A 17,736-nucleotide genomic window follows, 5' to 3' on the forward strand; every position below is an offset into this window, starting at 1 on the left:
GCTCCTGCACTGGCTGTTCGCCGAACCACAAATTTCCGCTCATCCTCAAATCCCTGTAGGAGTGAGCCTGCTCGCGATGGCGTTGTATCAGTCGATAGTGATGTCGCCTGATCCACCGCCTTCGCGAGCAGGCTCACTCCTGCAAGGGTTTTGTGTGGGCCTGAAAGCCCTCGGTAGTCTCGTCTGACAGTTGTTCTCGTTCGCTAATTTTTCCGGTCTGCATTCGTTTTACAGGGATGACGTGCCTTTGTGCTTCCTGCCTACTGATCCGGATGCTGAGAAATGAATGCTGAAGACTCCTTGAAACTTGCTCGCCGGTTTATCGGGTTGCCCCTGGAAAAGCGCCAGATGTTCCTCGCGGCCCTGCAAAAGGAGGGCGTTGATTTCGCCCGGTTCCCGATTCCGACCGGGATCGAGGCCGAGGACCGTCAGGCGTTGTCCTACGCGCAGCGGCGCATGTGGTTTCTCTGGCAGCTCGATCCGCAGAGCGGCGCCTATAACCTGCCGGGTGCAGTGCGCCTGAGCGGTCAGCTGAATCTGCTCGCGCTGGAACAGGCGTTTGCCAGTCTGGTCGAGCGCCACGAAACCCTGCGCACGGTGTTCCAGCGTCAGAATGACGACAGCCTGCTGCAAGTGCCGGCCACTGCACCTTTGCTGATCAAGCACGAGGATTTCAGCGCGCTGCCATCCAGTGAACGGGAACAGGCTGTGGTCAGTGCCGCCGAACAGCAATCGCTGTTGCCGTTCGATCTGGCGGTCGGCCCTTTGTTGCGCGTGACCTTGCTAAAGCTCGCCGAGCAGGAGCACGTGCTGCTGCTGACCCTGCACCACATCGTCTCCGATGGCTGGTCGATGAACGTGCTGATCGACGAGTTCATCCGTTGCTACGATGCGTTCGACGCCGGGCTCACGCCGCAACTGGCCGCGTTGCCGATCCAATACAGCGACTACGCGCTGTGGCAGCGACGCTGGCTGGAGGCGGGCGAGCAGGCGCGGCAACTCGAATACTGGCAGGCGCAACTGGGCGATGAGCATCCAGTGCTGGAACTGCCGCTGGACCATTCGCGCCCGGCGATGCCGAGCTATCGCGGTACGCGCTACGAATTCGCCATCGATGAAGCCCTGGCCGGGCAACTGCGCCACACCGCGCAGCAGCACCAGGTCACCTTGTTCATGCTGTTGCTCGCGGCGTTCAACGCCTTGCTGCACCGTTACACCGGGCAGAGCGATATCCGCGTCGGCGTGCCGATTGCCAACCGCAACCGTGGTGAAACCGAAGGGCTGATCGGCTTCTTCGTCAACACCCAGGTGTTGCGCACGCAACTGGATGGGCAGACTCGTGTCGACGCTCTGCTGCGCGCCGTCAAGGAAACTGCGCTCGGCGCCCAGGCCCATCAGGATCTGCCGTTCGAGCAACTGGTCGACGCGCTGAAACTTGAGCGCAGCCTCAGCCACACGCCGCTGTTTCAGGTGATGTACAACCATCAACCGCAGGTGGCCGATATCGCCAGCCTCAGCACTGCCTCGGGCCTGGTGCTCGACAGCCTCGACTGGCAGAGTCGCACCACTCAGTTTGACCTGACGCTGGACACCTACGAGCAGGGCGGCAGGCTGCGTGCCGCATTGACCTACGCCAGCGATCTGTTCGAGGCACCGACCATCGAGCGCATGGCGCAGCACTGGTTGCGCCTGCTTGCGGCGATGGTCGCCGATCCGTCGCAACGCATCGGCGAATTGCCGCTGCTCGACGCCGACGAGCAACACACTCTGGTGCATGAGTGGAACAACGTTCAGGCGGACTACCCGAGCAGCACGCCGATCCATCAACTGATCGAAGCGCAGGTAGCGCGTACGCCGGATGCACCGGCGCTGTTGTTTGCCGAGCAGTCGCTGAGCTATGCCGAACTGGACGCCCGGGCCAATCGTCTGGCGCATCTGCTGCGCGAACAAGGCGTGCGCGCCGACAGTCTGGTTGGCGTTTGCGCGTTGCGGTCGGTGGAAATGGTCGTCGCGCTGCTGGCAGTCCTCAAGGCCGGCGGCGCTTACGTACCGCTCGATCCGGAATACCCGCAGGAACGCCTGGCCTACATGATCGAGGACAGCGGCATCACTTTGCTGTTGACTCAGGCTGCGCTGCGCTCAGCGCTGCCGACCGATGCGGTGCAGGTGATCACGCTGGACGAGCCCGATCTGCTCGAAGGCTATAGCGACCAGCGTCCAGACGTCAGTGTCGATCCGTTGAACCTGGCGTACGTGATTTACACCTCAGGCTCCACCGGTAAACCGAAAGGCGCCGGCAACAGCCATGCGGCATTGGTCAACCGCTTGTGCTGGATGCAGGAGGCCTACGGGCTGGACGCCAGCGATGCGGTGTTGCAGAAAACCCCGTTCAGTTTCGACGTCTCGGTCTGGGAGTTCTTCTGGCCGCTGCTCACCGGTGCGCGGCTGGTGGTCGCCGCGCCGGGCGCGCACCGCGATCCGCTGCAACTGATCGACACCATCAACCACTACGGCATCAGCACGCTGCACTTCGTGCCGTCGATGTTGCAGGCATTCATTCACGAGCCCGGCGTGGAAAACTGCGTCGGCCTCAAACGCATCGTTTGCAGCGGTGAAGCTTTGCCGCTGGACGCGCAATTGCAGGTCTTCGCCAAGCTGCCAGCTACCGGTCTCTACAACCTCTACGGCCCCACCGAAGCGGCCATCGACGTTACCCACTGGACTTGCGTCGATGAGGGCGCCGACAGCGTGCCGATCGGTCGGCCGATCGCCAACCTGCGCACCCACGTGCTCGACGCCGAACTGCTGCCGGTGCCCAGTGGTGTGGCCGGCGAGCTGTACCTGGGTGGCGCCGGGCTGGCGCGCAGTTATCACCAGCGCCCGGGGCTGACCGCCGAGCGTTTCGTGCCGTGCCCGTTCCATCCCGGCGCGCGTCTTTATCGCACCGGCGACCGGGTGCGCCAGCGTGGCGATGGGGTGATCGAATACCTCGGCCGTCTCGACCATCAAGTGAAGTTGCGCGGCTTGCGCATCGAACTGGGCGAAATCGAAACCCGCCTGATGCAGCACCCGCTGGTGCGTGAAGCGGTAGTGCTGGTGCCGGATGGCAAACAGCTGGTCGCCTGGCTGGTGCTGGACAATCCGCAGCCGTCCGCTGACTGGCAGCAAGACGTCAAAGCCTGGCTGCTCGGCAGCCTGCCGGAATTCATGGTGCCAACCTGCCTGATCACGCTGGAGAAATTGCCGGTCACCGCCAACGGCAAACTTGATCGCAAGGCCTTGCCGCCAGCGGATGCCGCGCCACAGCAAGCATTCGTCGCGCCGCAGGATGCGCTGCAAAAAGCCCTCGCGGCGATCTGGGAAGACGTGCTCGGCCGTGAGCGCGTAGGTCTGGAAGACAATTTTTTCGAGCTGGGCGGCGACTCGATCATCTCGATTCAAGTGGTCAGCCGCGCGCGACAGGCCGGCATTCGTCTGAGCCCGCGCGATCTGTTCCAGTATCAGACCGTGCGTACCTTGGCGCGGGTGGCAAGTCTCGATCAACAGACCACCGTGGATCAGGCTGCTGTAACCGGCGCCGCAGTGCTCGGGCCGATCCAGCAGCAATTTTTCAGTCAGGCGATGCCGGTGCGTGAACACTGGAACCAGTCGTTGCTGCTGACCCCGCGCGAAACCCTGAACGCGCAGTGGCTCGACGCGGCGCTGACGCAACTGATCAATCATCACGACGCCTTGCGCTTGCGCTTTGTCGAAGGCGCTGAGGGCTGGCAGCAAAGCCATGGTCCGCTGATCGATAGCGCTGACCTGTGGGTGCGCGACGCTCAATCCCCCGAAGAATTGCAGACGCTGTGCAACCAGGCCCAGCGTAGCCTCGACCTGCGACAAGGGCCGTTGCTGCGGGCATTACTGGTGAGCATGGCGGACGGTAGCCAGCGTCTGGCGCTGATCATTCATCACTTGGTCGTCGACGGGGTTTCCTGGCGCGTACTGCTGGAAGATCTGCAGCAGGCGTATGAACAACGGGCGGCCGGTGGCGGCATTCAGTTGCCGGCGAAAACCCACGCGTTTCAGCAGTGGACCGCGCGTCTTGCTGACGAGGCTTCGCGTTTCGATGAGCAACTGGCGTACTGGAAAGCCCAGCATCTGGACGCCCGGGATCTGCCGTGCGAACGCCCGCAGGGCAGTCTGGAAAATCGCCACGGCGAAAAAATCGAATGGCGCCTCGACGCCGAGCGCACTCGACAGTTGCTGCAACAAGCGCCGGCGGCGTATCGCACTCAGGTCAATGACCTGTTGCTCACGGCGCTGGCACGCACCGTCAGCCGCTGGAGTCAGCAGCCGGGCACGCTGATCGAACTGGAAGGGCATGGTCGCGAAGACCTGTTCGATGACATCGACCTGACCCGCACCGTCGGTTGGTTGACCAGTCTGTTTGCGGTCAAGCTGACCGCGGCCGAAGACCTCGACGCTTCGATCAAGATGATCAAGGAGCAACTGCGCGCGGTGCCGGACAAGGGTCTGGGTTATGGCGTGCTGCGTTATCTGGCGGCGCCCGCGGTGCGCGGCGAACTGGCCGCGCTGGCGCCACCGCGCATCACGTTCAATTATCTCGGCCAGTTCGACCGCCAGTTCGACGAGGCAGCGTTGTTCGTGCCGTGCGCCGAAACCAGCGGCGTCGCCCAGGATCCGGCGGCGCCGCTCGCCAACTGGCTGAGCGTGGAAGGGCAGGTCTACGGCGGTGAGCTGTCGATGAGCTGGGGCTTCAGCCGCGAGATGTTCGACAGTGCAACGGTGCAGGCGCTGGTCGATCAGTACGCCATTGAGTTGCATGCGCTGATCGAGCATTGCTGTGCATTGCCAATCGCGCAGGCGACGCCATCGGACTTCCCGCTGGCGCGCATCAGCCAGACGCAACTCGATGCGCTGCCACTGCCGGCAGGTCAGCTTGACGATGTCTATCCGCTGTCGCCGATGCAGCAGGGCTTGCTGTTCCACACACTGTACGAACAGGCGGCGGGTGAGTACATCAACCAGTTGCGTGTCGATGTGCAAGGCCTCGACCCTGAGCGCTTCCGCGCCGCGTGGCAGGCCACGGTCGATGCGCAGGATATTTTGCGCAGCGGTTTTGTCTGGCAGGGCGAGCTGGCGCAGCCGCTGCAGATCGTGCACAAACAGGTGCAATTGCCCTTCACCACGCTCGACTGGCGTGACCGCGACGATCAACCGACGGCGCTCGCGACACTGGCGGAGGCCGAGCGGCAGCAAGGTTTCGATCTGACGCAGGCGCCATTGTTGCGACTGCTGCTGGTGCAAACCGGCGCCGAGCAGTGGCATCTGATTTACACCCATCACCACATCCTGATGGACGGCTGGAGCAATGCGCAGCTGCTTGGCGAAGTGTTGCAACGCTACAGCGGTCGAAACCCGGAAAACAATGGCGGGCGTTATCGCGATTACATCGCCTGGCTGCAACGCCAGGACGGCCAGTTGAGCGAGGCCTTCTGGACCGAGCAACTGGCCGCGCTGCACGAGCCGACCCGACTGGCGCGCGCGGCCACCGCTGGTGAGCAGCACAGCGGTCACGGCGATCATTACCTGACCCTGGATGCGCAACGCACGCAACGCCTGGAAGCGTTCGCCCGTCAGCAGAAAGTCACCGTCAACACGCTGGTGCAAGCCGCGTGGCTGCTGTTGCTGCAACGCTATACCGGCCTTGACGCGGTGGCGTTCGGGGCGACGGTGGCCGGGCGTCCGGCCGAATTGCCAGGTATCGAGCAACAGGTCGGTCTGTTCATCAATACCTTGCCGGTGATCGGCGCGCCGCGTCCGGATCAAAGCGTTGGCGACTGGCTGCAAGCGGTGCAGGCGCAGAACCTCAGCCTGCGCGATTTCGAGCACACGCCGCTGGCGGACATCCAGCGCTGGGCCGGGCAGGGCGGCGAAGCGCTGTTCGACAACATTCTGGTGTTCGAAAACTACCCGATTGCCCAGGCGCTGAGTCAGGCGGGGCAGGGTCTGCAGTTCGGCGAGGTCGGCAATCTTGAGCAGACCCACTATGCGCTGAGCGTCGCCGTCACCCTCGGCGAGCAACTGGCGCTGCACTACAGCTTCGACCGCGGCCAGTTCGCTCGCGCGGTGATCGAAGGCATCAGTGCGCATTTGCTGCAACTACTCGAACAATTCGCGCTGTCAGCGACGCGTAACCTCGGTGAAATCGCCCTCGCAGACGCTCAGGAGCATGCGCGCCAGCAAGGCGAAAACCATCCGCAACCGTATCCGGTGAATATCGGTGTGCATCAGCGCATTGCGGCGCTGGCCGCCGAGCGTCCGCAGCGCACCGCGGTGATTTTCAATGGCAGGCATTTCAGTTATGGCGAGATCGACCAGCGCGCCAATCAACTGGCCCATGCGCTGATCGCCCGTGGCGTCGGCGCGGAAACCCGCGTCGGCGTGGCCCTGCCGCGCAGCGAGTCGGTGATCGTTGCACTGCTGGCGGTGCTCAAGGCGGGCGGCGCCTATGTGCCGCTGGATACTCATTATCCGCGCGAGCGTCTGGCCTACCTGATCGAGGATTCCGGGCTGGCGCTGCTGATCAGCGATTCGTCGGTGTCGGCGCAACTGCCAGTCGCCGCAGCGGTGCCGCTGCTGGAGCTGGATCGTCTGGAGGTGAGCGAATGGCCGGTCGCAGCACCGCCGGTAAACCTCGACCCGGACAACCTCGCCTATGTGATCTACACCTCCGGCTCCACGGGCAATCCGAAAGGCGTCAGCGTCGCCCACGGGCCGTTGGCCATGCATTGCCAGGCCATCGGTGAGCGCTATGAAATGCGCGACAGCGACTGCGAATTCCACTTCATGTCGTTCGCCTTCGACGGCGCCCACGAACGCTGGCTCACCAGCCTGACCCACGGCGCCTCGCTGCTGATTCGCGACGACACCTTGTGGACGCCGGAGCAGACCTATAACGCGATGATCGAACACGGTGTGACCGTGGTGGCGTTCCCGCCGGTGTATCTGCAGCAACTGGCCGAGCATGCCGAGCGCGTCGGCAACCCACCGAAAGTGCGGATCTACTGCTTCGGCGGCGATGCTGTGCCGAGCGCCAGTTTCGAGCGGGTCAAACGCGCGCTGGATCCGGATTACATCATCAACGGCTACGGCCCGACCGAAACCGTGGTCACGCCGCTGATTTGGAAGGCCGGCCGCGAAGAGCCGTGCGGCGCGGCCTACGCGCCGATCGGCAGCCGTATCGGCGACCGCAGCGCTTATGTCCTCGACGCTGCGCTGAACCTGCTGCCACAAGGCATGGCCGGTGAGTTGTACCTCGGTGGCAGCGGTCTGGCGCGTGGTTACCTGAATCGTCCGGGGTTGACTGCCGAACGCTTTGTTGCTGATCCGTTCAGCACCGGTGGCTTGCTTTATCGCACCGGGGATCTGGTGCGCCAGCGCGGCGACGGTACCTTCGACTACCTCGATCGCATCGACAATCAGGTGAAAATCCGTGGTTTCCGCATCGAGCTCGGCGAGGTCGAAGCCGCCCTGCAAGCCCTTGCCGGCGTGCGCGAAGCGGTGGTGATTGCGCAGGAAGGCAGTGGCGGCAGCGGCAAGCGTCTGGTGGCGTACGTGGTCAGTGATTCGAGCCGTGCCGACTTTACTGAAGAACTGCGCGCGCAACTCGCGGCCAGTCTGCCGGCGCACATGGTTCCGGCGTACGTTTTGCGTCTTGAGCGTCTGCCACTGACCCCGAACGGCAAACTCGATCGCAAGAACCTGCCGAAGCCGGATGTCAGCCAACTGCAACAGGTTTATGTGGCGCCGCAGACCGCGCTGGAGCAGCAACTGGCGGCGATCTGGCAGGACGTGCTCAAGCTTGAGCAGGTCGGCATCAGCGACAACTTCTTCGAGCTGGGCGGCGATTCGATCATCTCGATTCAGGTGGTCGGCCGTGCGCGGCAAGCCGGGATTCGCTTCACCCCCAAAGACCTCTTCGAGCACCAGACCATTGCCGCGCTGGCCGTGGTCGCGCAGACCGGTGAAGCGCTGCACCTGATCGATCAGCACGCGGTGACCGGCAGCAGCGCGCTGCTGCCGATTCATCAGGAATTCTTCGCGCAAGCAATCCCTGACCGCCATCACTGGAACCAGTCGGTGATGCTCAAACCCTCGCAAACGCTGAACGCACAGGTGCTGGAGCAAGCGCTGGATGCGCTGGTTGTGCACCACGACAGCTTGCGTCTGCAATTTGTCGAGCAGGCTGACGGCTGGGCTGCGCATTACCGCGACGTCGCCACCCAAGCGGGCGAAACGATTCTTTGGCAGGTCGAGGTCGCTGACCTCGAAGCTTTAGAGACGCTGGGCGACAAGGCGCAGCGCAGCCTGCAACTGAGTGGCGGTTCGCTGATCCGCGCGGTGCTGGCCGATCTGGCTGACGGTTCGCAACGGCTGTTGCTGATCGTCCATCACCTGGTGGTCGATGGCGTGTCGTGGCGGATTCTGTTCGAAGACCTGCAAAACGCTTATCGGCAGATCAGCGCCGGTCAGGCTGTGCAGCTTCCGGCGAAAACCAGCGCGGTCAAGGACTGGGCAACGGCGTTGCAGGACTACGCTACCAGCCCTGCCTTGCAAGCCGAACCGGGCTTCTGGCAGCAGCAGTTGCACGGTGCCTCGGCGGCGTTGCCGTACGACCGTCCGGACGGTGGGCAACGACACGATCAGGCGCTGACTATCCGCAGCAAGCTCGACAAGACCCTGACTCGCCAGCTGTTGCAGGACGCCCCCCAGGCCTATCGCACGCAAGTCAACGATCTGCTGCTGACCGCGCTGGCGCGGGTGCTGGTGCGCTGGACCGGTGCCGACAACGCGCTGGTGCTGCTCGAGGGCCACGGTCGCGAAGATCTGTTCGAGCACATCGACCTGACCCGCAGCGTCGGCTGGTTCACCAGCGTCTACCCGGCCTGCCTGACGCCGGCCGCCGAGCTGGGCGCCTCGCTCAAGCAAGTCAAAGAACAACTGCGGGCGATTCCGCACAAGGGCATCGGCTTCGGCGCGCTGGCGTACCTGGGCGATGAACAGGCACGCCAGGCCCTGCAAGCCTTGCCGGTACCGCGCCTGACCTTCAACTATCTGGGTCAGTTCGACGGCAGTTTTGCCGAGGCCGATCACGCCTTGTTCGTACCGACCGGCGAAGCCGCCGGTGCCGAAGTCAACCTGCAAGGTCCGCTGGGCAATCCACTGGCGCTGAACGGCAAAGTCTTCGGCGGTGAGCTGGACCTGAACTGGACCTACAGCAGCGGCCTGTTCGATGCGGCGACCATTCAGCGCCTGGCCGATGACTATGTGCAGGAGCTGACGGCCCTGATCGGCCATTGCTGCGCCAGCGGCAACCGTGGAGTGACGCCGTCGGATTTCCCGCTGGCGCAGTTGTCGCAAGCGCAACTCGATGGGTGGGTGCTGGCGCCGCAGAGCATCGACGATATTTACCCGTTGTCGCCGATGCAGCAGGGCATGCTGTTCCACACCCTGCTCGAACACGGCAATGGCGATTACATCAACCAGATGCGCCTCGACGTCGACGGTGTCGAGCCGCAGCGCTTCCGTGCGGCCTGGCAAGCGGCAGTGGATGCCCATGACATTTTGCGCAGTGGCTTCTTCTGGCAGGGCGATCTGCCGCAACCGCTGCAAGTGGTGCAGCGTCAGGTCGAGGTACCGTTCAGCGTCATCGACTGGCGCGGCAAGAGCGACCTCGACGCGGCGTTGCAAACCCTCGCCGACGAAGAACGCGCGCTGGGCCTGGACCTGAACAGTGCGCCGTTGTTGCGTCTGGTGCTGGTACGCACGGCGACCGATCGTCATCACCTGATCTACACCAATCACCACATCCTGATGGACGGCTGGAGCAGCGCGCAGTTGCTTGGCGAAGTCCTGCAGCACTACCGCGGTGAAGCGGTCGCGCGGCCAGCGGGGCGCTATCGCGATTACATCGGCTGGTTGCAGCGTCAGGACGCGGCAGCGGCCGAAAATTACTGGTTGGCAACGTTGCGCGAACTGCGCGAGCCGACGCGTCTGGCCGATGCGATTGCGCGGCCGAATGACGCTTTGCCGAGTGTCGGTTACGGCGATCATTACCAGGTGCTGGACGCCGACCTGACCCGGCGCCTGAGCGAATTTGCCCGGGCGGCGAAAGTCACTGTCAACACCGTGGTGCAAGCGGCGTGGTTGCTGCTGTTGCAGCGCTACAGCGGGAAAACCTGCGTGGCCTTCGGCGCGACCGTGGCTGGGCGGCCAGCCGATGTGCCGGGCGTCGAGGCGCAGATCGGCCTGTTCATCAACACACTGCCGGTGGTCGCCGCGCCGCACGCGCAGCAGGGTCTGAGCGAATGGCTGCAAGCCGTGCAGGGGCAAAACCTCGCCTCTCGGGAATTCGAACACACGCCGCTGGCCGACATTCAGCGTTGGGCCGGGCAGGGCGGCGATGCGCTGTTCGACAGCCTGATGGTGTTCGAGAACTACCCGATCGCCGAAGCGCTGGAACGTGGCGCGCCGCAAGGCCTGCGCTTCGGTGCGGTGGTCAATCAGGAGCAGACCAACTATCCGCTGACCCTGCTGGTGAGTCTGGGCGCGCAGCTATCGGTGCATTTCAGCTATCAGCGTGACTGCTTCGCTCCGGCCAGCGTGGCGCAGTTGGGCGCGCATCTGCAGCGTCTGCTGATGCAGATGAGCGAGGCGGGCGAGCGCACGCTTGGCGAGTTGCAGCTGGTCGTAGACGTTCCGCGCGTTGACACCTCGTTCGTCACTGAACAGTGCATTCATCAGGCCATTGCCGAGCAGGTAGTAGCGGCGCCTGATGCACTGGCGGTGACCTTCAGCGACCGTCAACTGACTTACGCCGAACTGGACGCACAGGCCAATCGTCTGGCGCACAAGCTCATCGAAATGGGCGTCGGCCCGGAAGTACGGGTGGGCGTAGCGATGCCGCGTTCCGAGCAGTTGCTGGTCGCCCTGCTGGCGGTGCTCAAGGCTGGCGGCGCCTATGTGCCGCTGGACCCGGATTACCCGGCCGATCGCGTCGCTTATATGCTCGAAGACAGCCGTGCGCGAGTGTTGCTCACCGAGCAAGCGGTCGCCGCGACGTTGAGCGTGCCTGCCTCGACTCAAGTGGTATTGCTGGATCAAGTTAACCTGAGCCGCTACGCAACCGTTGCGCCGCAAACGCGCGTGCAGCCGGACAACCTCGCTTACGTGATCTACACCTCGGGTTCCACCGGCAAACCGAAGGGCGTGGCGATTGCCCATCGCAATGTTATGGCATTGATCGACTGGTCGGCCAAGGTGTACAGCCGCGACGATATTCAGGGTGTCCTGGCGTCGACGTCGGTGTGCTTCGATTTGTCGGTGTGGGAGCTGTTCGTAACGCTGGCCAACGGCGGTTCGCTGATCATCGCGCGCAACGCTTTGGAGCTGGCGCAATTGCCGGCGCGCGATCAGGTGCGGTTGATCAACACTGTGCCATCAGCTATTGCCGCATTGCAGCGTGCCGGGCAGATTCCTGCCAGCGTTCGAATCATCAATCTGGCCGGCGAACCGCTCAAGCAAGGCCTGGTCGACGCGCTGTATCAACAGCCGAACGTTGAGCACGTCTACGACCTGTACGGCCCGTCGGAAGACACCACTTACTCGACCTGGACCCGCCGCATTGCCGGCGGCCAGCCGCGCATCGGTCGTGCTCTCGATCACAGCATCAGTCATCTGCTGGATGCCGATCTGCACCGGGTGCCGCAGGGCGTTGCGGCGGAGTTGTACCTGTCCGGCGCTGGCATCACCCGCGGTTACCTCGGCCGTGCGGCGATGACTGCCGAACGTTTCGTACCCAATCCATTCAGCGGCAACGGCGAGCGCCTGTATCGCACCGGCGACCTGATTCGCCAGCGTGAACAGGGCAACCTCGAATACCTGGGCCGCATCGACCACCAAGTGAAGATTCGCGGCTTGCGTATCGAACTGGGCGAGATCGAAGCACGCCTGGTTGCGCATGCCGAAGTGCGCGAAGCGGTGGTGATTGCCAGCGAAGTGACGGGCAGCCAGCAACTGATCGCCTATCTGGTACCGGTCGATCCGACAGTGATTGAGGCCGGGGCCGGGTTGCAAGGCGATCTGCACGACCGCCTCAGCACCTGGCTGGGCGCAACCCTGCCGGATTACATGGTGCCCAGCCATCGCCTGTGGCTGGCGCAACTGCCGCTGACGCCCAACGGCAAGATCGATCGCAAGCGCTTGCCGGCGCCGGAATCGAACGCGGTGCAACAACACGTCGAACCGGTCAACGCCACCGAACAGACGCTGGTGGATATCTGGAAGGAAGTGCTGGGACTGGCGCAGGTCAGCACTCACGACAGCTTCTTCGCCTTGGGCGGCGATTCGATTGTCTCCATTCAGGTGGTCAGCCGCGCCCGTCAGCAAGGCCTGGAACTGAGCCCGAAAGACCTGTTCCAGCACCCGACCATTGAGCAATTGGCCCAGCGCGTCGGTAGCAGCAGCAACGTTGCGCCGACCGCGCTGATCGAGATGCCGCTGCATGGCCTGAGTGATGCGCAAGTCGCCGATTTGCCGCTGGCGCAGGATCAGTTGGCCGGGCTTTATCGTCTGTCACCGATGCAGCAGGGCATGCTGTTCCTCGGCTTGAATTCGCCGGAATCGGACCTCTACATCAACCAGTTGAGCATTGCCGTGCAAGGCCTTGATCCGGCGCGTTTACACGCGGCCTGGGCCAGCGTCAGTCGTCGCCACGACATTCTGCGCACGGGTTTCCTCTGGCAGGACATGGCCGAGCCGCTGCAGTTCGTGCTCGCCGATCCGCAACTGCCGTTCTGCCTGCTCGACTGGCGTGACCAGGATCACTCGGCCGAGGCGCTGCAAGCATTGGCCGACGCCGAGCGAGCCAAAGGCTTCGATCTCGATCAGCCACCGCTGCAACGCCTGACGCTGGTGCAGGTTGGCGCGGATAGCTATCAACTGATCTGGACCTATCACCACATCCTGATCGACGGCTGGAGCAGTTCGCAGTTGATCGGCGAGGTGTTGAGCCAGTACTCCGGCACACCGCTGGCCGAGGCGGTGCCGTACCGTCATTACATCAACTGGCTGCAACAGCAGGACGACGCGGCCAGCGAAGGCTTCTGGCGTCAGCAACTGAATCAGCTCGACGAGCCGACTTACCTTGCCGACGCGGTGTCGCGCACTGGCAGCGGTCGCGGTCACGAGGCGCTGTACAGCCGCTTGGGCGCCGCTCGCACCGAACAGCTCAAAGCTTTTGCGCAAGCGCAGCAAGTCACGCTTAACACGCTGGTGCAGGGTGCCTGGCTGATGCTGCTCAGCCGTTACAGCGGCCAGCGCTGCGTGGCGTTCGGGGCGACGGTGGCGGGGCGCCCGGCGAGCCTGCCGGCGTCGGAGTCGATCCTCGGCCTGTTCATCAACACCCTGCCGGTGATCAAGGACGTGCCGGCCGAGCAAGCGGTCGGCGACTGGCTGCGTGATCTGCAGGACTTCAATCTCGAACTGCGTGAGCGCGAATACACGCCGCTGACCGACGTGCAGCGTTGGGCCGGGCGGGCGGGGCAGGCGTTGTTCGACAGCATCATCGTCTTCGAGAATCACCCGATCGATCAGGCGCTGCGCGAATGGCGCGACGACTCGCTGACGTTCGGCGAGATCAGCAACGCCGGCCTGACCAACTTCCCGATGGACTTGATGGTCACGCTCGAAGAAGGGCTGGTGATCGAATACATGTTCCTGCGTGAGCATTTCGATCTCGCAACCGTGGAAGGCATTCGCGCCAACATGGAAGGCCTGCTCGCTGCATTGGCCGCAGATGCCGCGCAACCGCTGGGGCGGATCGGTTTGCCGAGCGCTCGGTCGGTGGTCGCGCCGAGCCTGCCAGCCGCTTTGCCGGCGCTGGCGGTGCATCAGCGTGTTGCGCAACGGGCACTGGAGCAGGGCGAGCAGACGGCGGTGATCTTCAACGGCCAGGCGTTCAGCTATGCGCAGATTGACGCTCGCGCCAACCTTCTGGCCCATGCGTTGATCGCTGAAGGCGTAGGGCCGGAGGTACGCGTCGGTGTCGCGCTGCCGCGCAGCGAAGACCTGATCGTGGCCTTGCTCGCGGTGCTCAAGGCCGGCGGCGCTTACGTGCCGCTCGATGCGACTTACCCGCGTGAACGCCTGAGCTACCTGATGGGTGATTCCGGCATCGCCTTGTTGCTCAGCGATTCCAGTCTGCGTGAGGTCATGCCGACGCAGGCCAGTCTGCCTGTGCTGGAGCTGGATCAACTCGATCTGAGTGGTCAGCCCGAGAGCGCACCGCAGGTCGTCGTGCATGCGGACAACCTCGCTTACGTCATCTACACCTCTGGCTCCACCGGCCAGCCGAAAGGCGTCGGCGTCGCCCACGGGCCGTTGGCGATGCACTGCGAGGCGATCGGTCAGCGTTACGAAATGACCGCAGCCGATTGCGAATTGCACTTCATGTCGTTCGCCTTCGATGGCGCCCATGAGCGCTGGTTGACCACGTTGACCCACGGCGCGCGCCTGCTGGTCCGTGATGACAGCCTGTGGACCGCCGAGCAGACTTACGAAGCGCTGCACGAATATGGCGTGACCGTGGCGGCGTTTCCGCCGGTGTACCTGCAGCAATTGGCCGAGCACGCCGAGCAGCACGGCAACCCGCCCGCGGTGCGCATCTATTGCTTCGGTGGCGATGCGGTGCCGGTGGCGAGTTTTGAGCTGGCCAAACGTGCGCTGAAGCCGCAGTACATCATCAATGGCTACGGCCCGACGGAAACTGTGGTCACGCCACTGATCTGGAAGGCCGGCGCTGACGACGTATGCGGTGCGGCCTACGCACCGATTGGCACGGTGGTCGGCGAGCGTAGCGGTTACGTGCTCGACGCCGACCTCAATCCGCTGCCACTGGGACTTGCCGGCGAGCTGTACCTGGGCGGCGCGTTGGCCCGTGGTTATCTGGGCCGCGCCGGCGGCAGCGCCGAGCGCTTCGTCGCCAACCCGTTCAGCGCCGACGGCAGCCGTCTGTACCGCACCGGCGACCTGGTGCGCCAGCGCGAAGACGGCACCGTCGACTATCTCGGGCGCATCGATCAGCAGGTGAAGATCCGTGGTTTCCGTATCGAGCTGGGCGAAGTCGAGGCGCGTCTCAAGCGGCAACCCGGCGTGCGCGACGCCGCGGTGGTGGCCCGCGACGGCGTCAGCGGCAAGCAGTTGCTCGGGTATGTCGTCGCTATGCCCGACGTCGCGGTGGACGGTTTCTGCGAGCGCCTGCGCGACCAGCTCAAGGCCAGCCTGCCGGACTACATGGTGCCTGCGCACCTGATGCTGCTCGAACGCATGCCGCTGACACCGAACGGCAAACTTGACCGCAAGGCCTTGCCGAACCCGGATGCCGAACAGCGCCAGGCTTATCTGGCGCCGCGCACCGAGCTGGAAAAGGCGCTGGCGAAGATCTGGCAGGACGTGCTGAAAATCGAACGCGTCGGCCTCAGCGACAACTTCTTCGAACTGGGCGGCGACTCGATCCTCAGCCTGCAAGTGATCGCCCGCAGCCGTGTGCTCAAGGCCCAGGGCCTGAGTTTGAAACTGCGCGACCTGATGCAGAAACCGAGCATCGCCGAGCTGGTGGCCAGCGTGCAAGGCAGCACCGAAAAAGCCAGCGCAATGTTGGCGATGAATGCTCACGTTGACGGTGTCGCGCCGCTGTTCTGCATCCACGCAGGCTTTGGCACGGTGTTCGATTACGAGCCGTTGGCGCGACGCTTGAGCGGACGCCGCCAGGTGTTGGCGATCCAGTCGCGGATGCTCCTCGATCCGACGTTCCACGACGCCTCGCTGCAGAGCATGGCCAGCGACTACGTTGCGCAGATTCGCGCAAAACAGGCGCATGGACCGTACCACCTGTTGGGCTGGTCGCTGGGCGGGACCCTGGCGATGCTGATCGCGGCGCAACTGGAGCAAGCCGGGCAGCCGGTGAAATTTGTCGGTCTGGTGGACAGCTTCGTGCCGTCGGCCAGGGTCAACGAAGGCGCGGTTGATGACTGGCAAGCCGACCTGCGTGACTTCCTGCAAGTGACGCTGCCGGATGCTGCGCCAGGTTTGAGTATCGACGGCGAAGAAACCCCGCAGAACATTCAAGCACTGTTCGGCCGCGCCATGAGCAGCGCGCGCGGGGCTTCGACCTACGTGGCGCTGGGCGCCGATGAACTGGCTCATGTGTTCAGCGTCGCCCGCCGACTCAAACAGCTGTCGCTGCAACTGGACCGCTGCACGCCGTTGGCGATCACGCCGATGTGCTGGTGGACCCTGGGCCGCGAAGAGGAAGCCTTGCAATTGGCAGCGCAACTGGAGCAGCCGGGCATGGGCGGCGAATGGCTCGATTGCGGGCACTTCCAGATTCCGCGCGATGCAACGTTCCTGTCCGAGGCTGAAGAAATGCTCGGCGAGATCGTTGAACCTGTAGCCATGTCCTGAACTGAACAGCGGTGGGGCGCCTGTGGCGCTCGACCGCGCTGGAGATTACTGAATGTTGTTGAACCCTGATATCGCCGCGTTTTTGCAACTGGTCGGCAACGGCCGGGCGAGTGGCAAACGCGTGGGCATGCACCAACTGAGTCCGGCCGAGGCGCGTGAGCAGTTCGATCAATCTTCACTGTTGATGGACGCTGGCGGTGAAGAACTGCACGGGGTGGATGAGCTGCAATTGCCGGTGCGCGATGGCGCGCTGCTCAATGCACGGATCTACAGTAACCAGCCTTTGAGCGCGGGTGCTGGCCGACCGGCGCTGTTGTATTTCCATGGCGGTGGATATGTGGTTGGTAGCCTCGATTCCCATGATTCGCTGTGCCGGGCGCTGGCCGCGATGGCTGACTGCGTGGTGCTGTCGGTGGCGTATCGGCTGGCACCGGAGTTTCGCTTTCCCACTGCGGCGGATGATGCTCGTGATGCCTGGGACTGGTTGGTGGCCAGTGCTGCGGATCTCGGCGTGGATGCCTCGCGTCTGGCGGTTGCCGGTGACAGCGTGGGCGGCAGCCTGGCCACGGTGTTGGCGGCGCAACTGGCCGGTGCCGTGGTTCGGCCGCGTTTGCAGGTGCTGATCTATCCGGTGACCGATGCCAGTCGCGGCACGCCTTCGATCGAGCGGTTTGCTGAAGGTCATCTGTTGGAGAAGGCGTCGCTGGAGTGGTTTTACGGCCACTATCAGCGTGAGTCGGGTGATCGTCTTGATCCGCGGTTTTCGCCGTTGCTCGGGGAAGTCTCGGCTGATGTTGCGCCGGTGCTGCTGGTGTTGGCCGAGTGTGATCCGCTGCATGATGAGGGGGTGGCGTATGCGTGTCATTTGCAGGCGGCGGGGGTGGCTGTCGAGCTCAAGGTGTATGCGGGGATGACGCACGACTTCATGCGCATGGGCGCGATTGTCGATGAGGCTGAGGAGGCGCAGTTGTTTATTGCCGGGCGTTTGGCTCAGGCGTTTGCTCGGGGGTGATTTTGTTTTGGCCTTGGCGGCCTTGGCGGCCTTTGGGCCGACCAGGCTGTGGTTTGGTGGTGTGGATATCCGTTTTTTTGGGTGTGGCGGCTGGCGGTTCCGCCCTTACGGCGGGTCACCTTTTTCAAACGCCAAAAAGGTAACCCAAAACGCTTGCTCCTACGTACGGCCCTCGCAGGCTCGGGTCCCTTCGC

The 17,736-nt window shown here is 63.7% G+C and carries 2 protein-coding genes; both read left to right on the plus strand.

Annotated features, from left to right (window positions below; translation table 11 throughout):
• The first annotated feature begins 282 nt into the window (after positions 1 to 282).
• Positions 283 to 16,530, plus strand: coding sequence for a non-ribosomal peptide synthase/polyketide synthase (locus ACYYKW_RS22305; protein ID WP_464991181.1), 16,248 nt, complete (start codon positions 283 to 285; stop codon positions 16,528 to 16,530).
• Between the two features lie 52 nt (positions 16,531 to 16,582).
• A complete protein-coding gene (locus tag ACYYKW_RS22310) occupies positions 16,583 to 17,542 on the plus strand; it encodes an alpha/beta hydrolase (RefSeq protein ID WP_464991182.1) in 960 nt (319 codons plus the stop codon).
• The last annotated feature ends 194 nt before the right edge of the window (positions 17,543 to 17,736 follow it).

Source organism: Pseudomonas sp. 15C, assembly GCF_055484735.1.

Excerpts from the sequence above, each read along its gene's own strand:
- ACYYKW_RS22305 (WP_464991181.1), top strand. The coding sequence starts at position 283 with ATGAATGCTGAAGACTCCTTGAAACTTGCTCGCCGGTTTATCGGGTTG.
- ACYYKW_RS22310 (WP_464991182.1), top strand. The coding sequence starts at position 16,583 with ATGTTGTTGAACCCTGATATCGCCGCGTTTTTGCAACTGGTCGGCAAC.